Source organism: Pseudonocardia sp. McavD-2-B, from assembly GCF_024124365.1.
In the GTDB taxonomy this organism is placed as follows: Bacteria; Actinomycetota; Actinomycetes; order Mycobacteriales; family Pseudonocardiaceae; genus Pseudonocardia; species Pseudonocardia alni.
In genome coordinates, this window is sequence record NZ_JAMXSG010000313.1 from 1 (window position 1) to 6,171 (window position 6,171).

Annotated in this window: 2 protein-coding genes and 1 pseudogene; all 3 read left to right on the forward strand. The window is 73.4% G+C overall.

Annotation, left to right across the window (positions count from 1 at the left end):
- Window positions 1-961: 961 nt before the first annotated feature.
- Window positions 962-1,504 (forward strand): single-stranded DNA-binding protein, encoded by a 543-nt coding sequence (locus tag NH602_RS26895; RefSeq protein ID WP_179760781.1) that lies wholly within the window; start codon window positions 962-964, stop codon window positions 1,502-1,504.
- A 24-nt stretch (window positions 1,505-1,528) separates the two neighbouring features.
- A complete protein-coding gene (ettA, locus tag NH602_RS26900) occupies window positions 1,529-3,205 on the forward strand; it encodes an energy-dependent translational throttle protein EttA (protein ID WP_073578233.1) in 1,677 nt (558 codons plus the stop codon).
- A gap of 106 nt (window positions 3,206-3,311) precedes the next feature.
- Window positions 3,312-6,171 (forward strand): annotated as a pseudogene (locus tag NH602_RS31675) (hypothetical protein); the annotation flags it as partial.

Here is a 6,171-nt window from a genome sequence, read left to right on the forward strand (position 1 = left end):
GTTTTCGGTCCGATGCGTGGTGCCGGCCCGGCCGGGCATGAGTGTGTCTGTTTGTGGTTCCTGGCGCGGGTCCCTCGGGGCTGGTGGTCGGGGCCGTGGAGCTCTCTTGTGGGAGTCGCATCCGGTCCTGTCGTGCCGGTGGGGTCGGCGTACCTCGCATGCCTTCCTGTGACCTCGCACCCTCTGCAGGGGCTGCGAGGTCGCAGAAAGGTGTGCGACGTGGGGCGCCCGGTGCGTCGTACGACGAAGCTCGGTCGTCGGAGCGCGGTGTCGGGCCCGTTCCACCGAGGGAGTCCCTCCGCAGGCGAGAGCGGACACGGTGGCGACGAGGGGTCCGTCCCGGCTGCGCCCACCCGCGGAGCGTGCGAGGTGGACGCAGGCTGCGGGAGATGGCGCACGGTGGCCCGGAGAGCGTTGTGTGCATCGCGCGGCCCGTCGGGCGCTGCCGGACACGTCCGTCGGGTGCGGTGCCCGGCTCGTGGCGTTCGCACGGTTCCGCCACCGCGGCGGCGCCCCTGGCTTCCGTGACGTCGACGGCCGGCGGCCTACGACGAACCGTGCCGGGGCTTCCCGCTGATCGTCGGACACCCGATGCTGTGCGATCCGGAGTCCGCGTCCGGTCCGCGAGAGAGCGGAAAGGTGCCGGGCGAGCGATGGTGTCCGCTCCGATCAGGCGGCGGGGTCCGTCGGGCCCGTGTCTCCGCCCGTCAGGGGATAGGTGATGTGACTACGGGATCCGTGCGGCCGCGGTGCCACCGCCGCGGGATGCCGGCCACGGGGATGGACAGGTCGGGGTGGGAGAAGCACACCGGACCGACAGTCGTCGTCGCCGAACCGGGTTGGAACGGCCGGTCATCCCCAACGGGCACGGTTGTCCACAGGCTCTGAAGTGACCTCGTCGACAGGGCGTGGGCGGGTGAAGCTCATGGGGACAACACACCCCAGAGCCTCGGAGGATCCGATGAGCGACAACACCGCCACCATCGTCGGCAACCTGACCCGCACCCCCGTCCTGCGCTACACCCCGAACCGCATCCCGGTCACGGACCTGACGGTCGCGGTCAACCACCGTCGCAAGGACCCGATGACCGAGCAGTGGCACGACGTCGCGTGCACCTACTACACGGTGACGTGCTGGCGGACCCTGGCCGAGCACGCGGTGCGGACGTTCGAGAAGGGGCACCGCGTGATCGTCATCGGCCGGATGTATGTCGAGGAGTGGACGGGCCGGGAGGGCGACGTGCGGCAGAGCATCCGGATCGAGCCGTCCAGCGTCGGGCTCGACATCCGCTTCTCCCCGGCGGCCGTCGCGCCCCGTCCGTCGGTGTCACAGGTACCGTCGGTGCCGCAGGCCCGGGACACCGACGACGCCGCCACGCGGTGGGGCGCCCCGCCCATCGAAGAGCCGGACCACGACGGGTACGGCGACACCCCGGACGAGGGCGAGACCGCGGAGCTCGACGAGCTCGCGAGGCTGGCGACCGCACCGGCCTCGAGCGGCTGAGCGGGCCCGATCTACCATCGCATCGTGGCGGATCTGATTTACACGATGCGGAACGTGCGTAAGGCGCACGGCGACAAGGTCATCCTGGAGAACGCGTCGATCAGCTTCCTGCCGGGGGCGAAGATCGGCGTCGTGGGCCCCAACGGCGCCGGGAAGTCGACCGTCCTCAAGATCATGGCAGGGCTGGAGAACGCGAACAACGGCGACGCCTTCCTCAAGCCCGGGGCGACGGTCGGCATCCTCCAGCAGGAGCCCCCGCTCAACGAGGAGAAGACCGTCCTCGGGAACGTCGAGGAGGGCCTCGGCGACGTGAAGGTCAAGCTCGACCGGTACAACGCGATCGCCGAGGAGATGGCGACCAACTACACCGACGAGCTGATGGAGGAGATGGGCCAGCTCCAGGAGGAGCTCGACCACGCCGACGCGTGGGAGATCGACTCCCAGCTCGAGCAGGCGATGGACGCACTGCGTTGCCCGCCCGGGGATGCCGAGGTCTCCCACCTCTCCGGTGGTGAGCGCCGGCGTGTCGCGCTGTGCAAGCTGCTGCTGTCCCAGCCCGACCTGCTCCTGCTCGACGAGCCCACCAACCACCTCGACGCCGAGAGCGTCCTGTGGCTCGAGCAGTTCCTCGCGAACTACCCGGGCGCCGTCCTCGCGGTCACCCACGACCGGTACTTCCTGGACAACGTCGCGGGCTGGATCCTCGAGCTCGACCGCGGACGCACCTTCCCCTACGAGGGCAACTACTCCACCTACCTGGAGAAGAAGGCCGAGCGCCTCGCTGTCCAGGGCAAGAAGGACGCGAAGCTCCAGAAGCGCCTGAAGGAGGAGCTGGCCTGGGTCCGTTCCAACCCCAAGGCCCGCCAGGCGAAGAGCCGCTCGCGGCTCGACCGCTACGAGGAGATGGCGACCGAGGCCGAGCGGCACAAGAAGCTCGACTTCGAGGAGATCCAGATCCCGCCGGGCCCGCGCCTGGGCAGCCAGGTCGTCGAGGTCTCCCACCTCGACAAGGGCTTCGACGGCCGCCAGCTGATCAAGGACCTCTCCTTCACACTGCCGCGCAACGGCATCGTCGGCGTGATCGGTCCGAACGGTGTCGGTAAGACGACGCTGTTCAAGACGATCGTCGGTCTGGAGCACCCGGACTCCGGCGAGGTCAAGATCGGCGACACGGTCAAGCTGTCCTACGTCGACCAGAACCGCGGCGGGATCGACCCGAAGAAGACCGTCTTCGAAGTGGTCTCCGACGGGCTCGACTACATCCAGGTCGGCAACACCGAGATGCCGTCGCGCGCCTACGTCGCGGCGTTCGGCTTCAAGGGGCCGGACCAGCAGAAGCCGGCCGGGGTCCTGTCCGGTGGTGAGCGCAACCGCCTCAACCTGGCGTTGACGCTCAAGCAGGGCGGCAACCTGATCCTGCTCGACGAGCCGACGAACGACCTGGACGTCGAGACCCTCGGTTCGCTGGAGAACGCGCTCGAGCAGTTCCCCGGCTGCGCCGTGGTCATCTCCCACGACCGCTGGTTCCTCGACCGGACCTGCACGCACATCCTGGCGTGGGAGGGCACGGACCAGAACCCGGCCGAGTGGTTCTGGTTCGAGGGCAACTTCGAGGCCTACGAGAAGAACAAGGTGGAGCGGCTCGGCGCGGAGGCGGCGCGACCGCACCGGGTCACCCACCGTAAGCTCACCCGCGACTGATCACCGCCCGGTCCGGACCTCCCCATCCGGTCGGGCTGGTCCCCGGCGACGGGGAGACCGGCTCCCTCGGGAGGTCCGGACGGTGGTGTCACTCACGGGAGGCGATGTGACGTTCGACCTGCAAGGTCGGGCCGCCGGCGCGACGACGGCCGAACTGCGCACGGCGGCGGCCCTGCGCTGGCAGCGGCCCCTGCTCACCGCGGAACTGGCCGAGCAGGCGTGCGCGCGAGCTGTCGCAGACGGTGACGATCTGCGCTGGCTGCAGGCCGCGGGCTGGCTGCTCGACGGCCACGCCGCCGGTGGGGACGCCCGCGACGTCGCCACTGCCGTCGTCGCCGGGGTGACCGGTCATGCCACCCCGGGTGACAGCACGGTCCCCGTGCCCGTCCGCGCGCCCGGTACCGAGGTCCTCACCCGCCCCGAGGGTGCCCGCCTACGGGTGGAGCTGGCCGGGGTCGCCCAGGCCGACGGAGAGCTCGAGGCGGCTCGGGCACTCGTCGTCGGCCTGCCGGACGACGCCCCGGGCGAGGACCCGGGGCTGCTACGCCTCGACCGGCTCGCGGTCGAGGTGCGCTGTGCACTCGCCGGCGCCTCCGCCGCCGAGCTCGAGCGGCTGCGCCGGGACGTCGACGACTGCGGGTCCGGCTTCGGTGGCGAACCCGCGGCGTACGCGGACCTCGTCGTCGGGTCGGTCCATCGGGCCCGGCGCGAACACGATGCCGCCGTCGACCGCGCGTTGCGCGGTCTGGCCCAACTCGGGTGGACACCGGAACGGCCCGGATCCCGCCCGCTGTCGACCCACCTCGCCGCGGCACTGCTCAGCCAGTGGATCACTGCGCTGCTCGACTCCGGGCACGTCCCGCCCGACGCAGTGGCCGCAGCCGCCGTGCAGCGCGAGGCCGGGGACGCCGGTCGTCAGGGTGTGCTGCTGCGGCTCACGCTCGCCCGGGTGCAGGCGGGACGTGCGGACCACGCAGCCCGCGCCCTGGTCGAGGCCGCCGACGGCGCCGAACAGGCGGGTGTCCCCGCGCTGGTCGCGGCCTGCCGAACCGCCCAGTCCGAGCTGCACGAGGGCTCGGGCCGGTACCGCGAGGCCCTGGAGACCATGCGCGCCGCGATGGAGGCCGACCAGGTCGACCGCGACCGCGGGACGCGCTTCCGCGCCGCGGTGGCGGCGTTGCTGCCGCTCGCCGCCGTCCGCACCAGCACCACCGAGCGACCCACCCCGTTCCCGCGCACGGGCGGGTCGCCTGCCGTACCCGCCGAACGTCCGGCCGCGACCGGAGGCACCGTTGCCGGTGCTCCGACGGGCGGAGCCGGTGCCGGTAACCGGGACAGCGCCGGTCGCAGTACGCCGGAACCAGGGTTCGCCGCGTCCCGCCCCGCCAGCGGGGACCCGTCCTCCGGCGCGGACCAGCGGGACGGAGCCGCCCCGCCCGCCGGGACGCCCGTCGAGGAAGGCGAGGTCGGTGCCGGGACCGACCGACCCGCCGGAACCGGCCACACCGAGCCCGACCACGATCGCCCGACCGACGATCGGCCCGGGGACGACCGGTTCACCGGCACGGAGAGCAGGAACGGTCGCTCGGACGGAGCCGGGGCCGGGGACGACCATCCGACCGGGCCCGGGAACGACGGCGCCACGGGAGCCGGGGCCACGAACGGCCTCCCGGCGAACGACCTCCCGGCGAACGGCCTCCCGGCGGCCGGACGCTTCCCGGTGCGCTGGGCGCCGTCGGAGAGCCTGCTCCTGGACCCCGGCACGATCAACGGCGCCGGATCCGCCGACCCGTCGCCGGACGACCGGACCGTGGGCCGATCCGCGGGCGCGAACCGGAACGGTCATCGTCCCGGCGAGGCCGGCCTCGGGGCGGATGCGTCGTCGGCGAGCGGTACGCCGGGCACTACGGACACCACCGGTACGCCGGACACGGCGAACGCCGCAGGGTCGTCCGACCGGGCGTCGGGCGACACGACGAACGCCGGAGGTCGACGACCCGCGGGCATCGACCCCGCGGACCCGCTGGGCGTCTCCGGGCTCCTCGCGGACGGGCCGGCACCGGCGGCACCCCGGGACCCGTCGTGGACCGGCCCGTCGTGGACACCCGACGCGGCAGGCGGGTCGCCGCTCGCCGACGCCCTCCTGGCCGAGTGGCGTGCCCCCGAGCCGCCCGCGACCGCGCACCGCAACGGGTCCCACGGCCCGGCCGACGCCGCCCCGCGGAACGGAGCACGGCACGACGCGGCCCACCGGCCCGGCGACGGCCACGGGGCCGACCCGGCAGCCGGGCCAGGCTTCGTCGACAGCCACCGGAACGGGGCTCTCGCTCCGGAGCCGGTCGTGGCCGTCGAGCGGGCTGCGGGCGAGCCGACCGTGGCTGCCGAGCGGGCTGCGGGCGAGCCGAACCCCCCGGAGGCCGACACGAGGTCCGATCGGGCGAGCGCGTCCGCCGCGGCCCGTGTCCGGGACAGCGGCCCGGCTGCGGCACCGACGGCCCCCGCGGCCCCGACGGGGCCACCCGGTACGGCGGAGCGGTCGATCGTCCTCGACCTCGTCGACGGCGACCTCGAGACCGTCACCGGTACGGCGACGGTGGGAGCCCTGCACGACATGGTCACCCGGGCCCGCCGGTTGGTTCCGCCGTCCGGAACCACACGTCGCGACGACGACACGGTGCGGGTCACCCTGCCCGACGTCGACCACGTCACCGTCCTGCTCTGGGCACGGTCGCTCGCGACGCACCTCGGCGGCCGCGTGCGCCGGGGCGGGCTGCCGGCGGGGACGTCCCTGCGGATGCAGGCCGTCGGACCGCACGGTGTCGAGGGCGACGAGATCGTCACCGAGCTGACCGGGCCGGACACGCCGGCGCCCCTCCCCGAGGCCCCCTCGGCCCGGGCCGGCGGGCATCCCGGCGCCGCGCAGACCGGCGCCGCGGGGCCGGGTTCCGGTGAGCTGTCGGCCGCCC

What these genes read in the sequence shown, in the direction of transcription:
- NH602_RS26895 (WP_179760781.1), top strand. Translation starts at nt 962, where the DNA reads ATGAGCGACAACACCGCCACCATCGTCGGCAACCTGACCCGCACCCCC.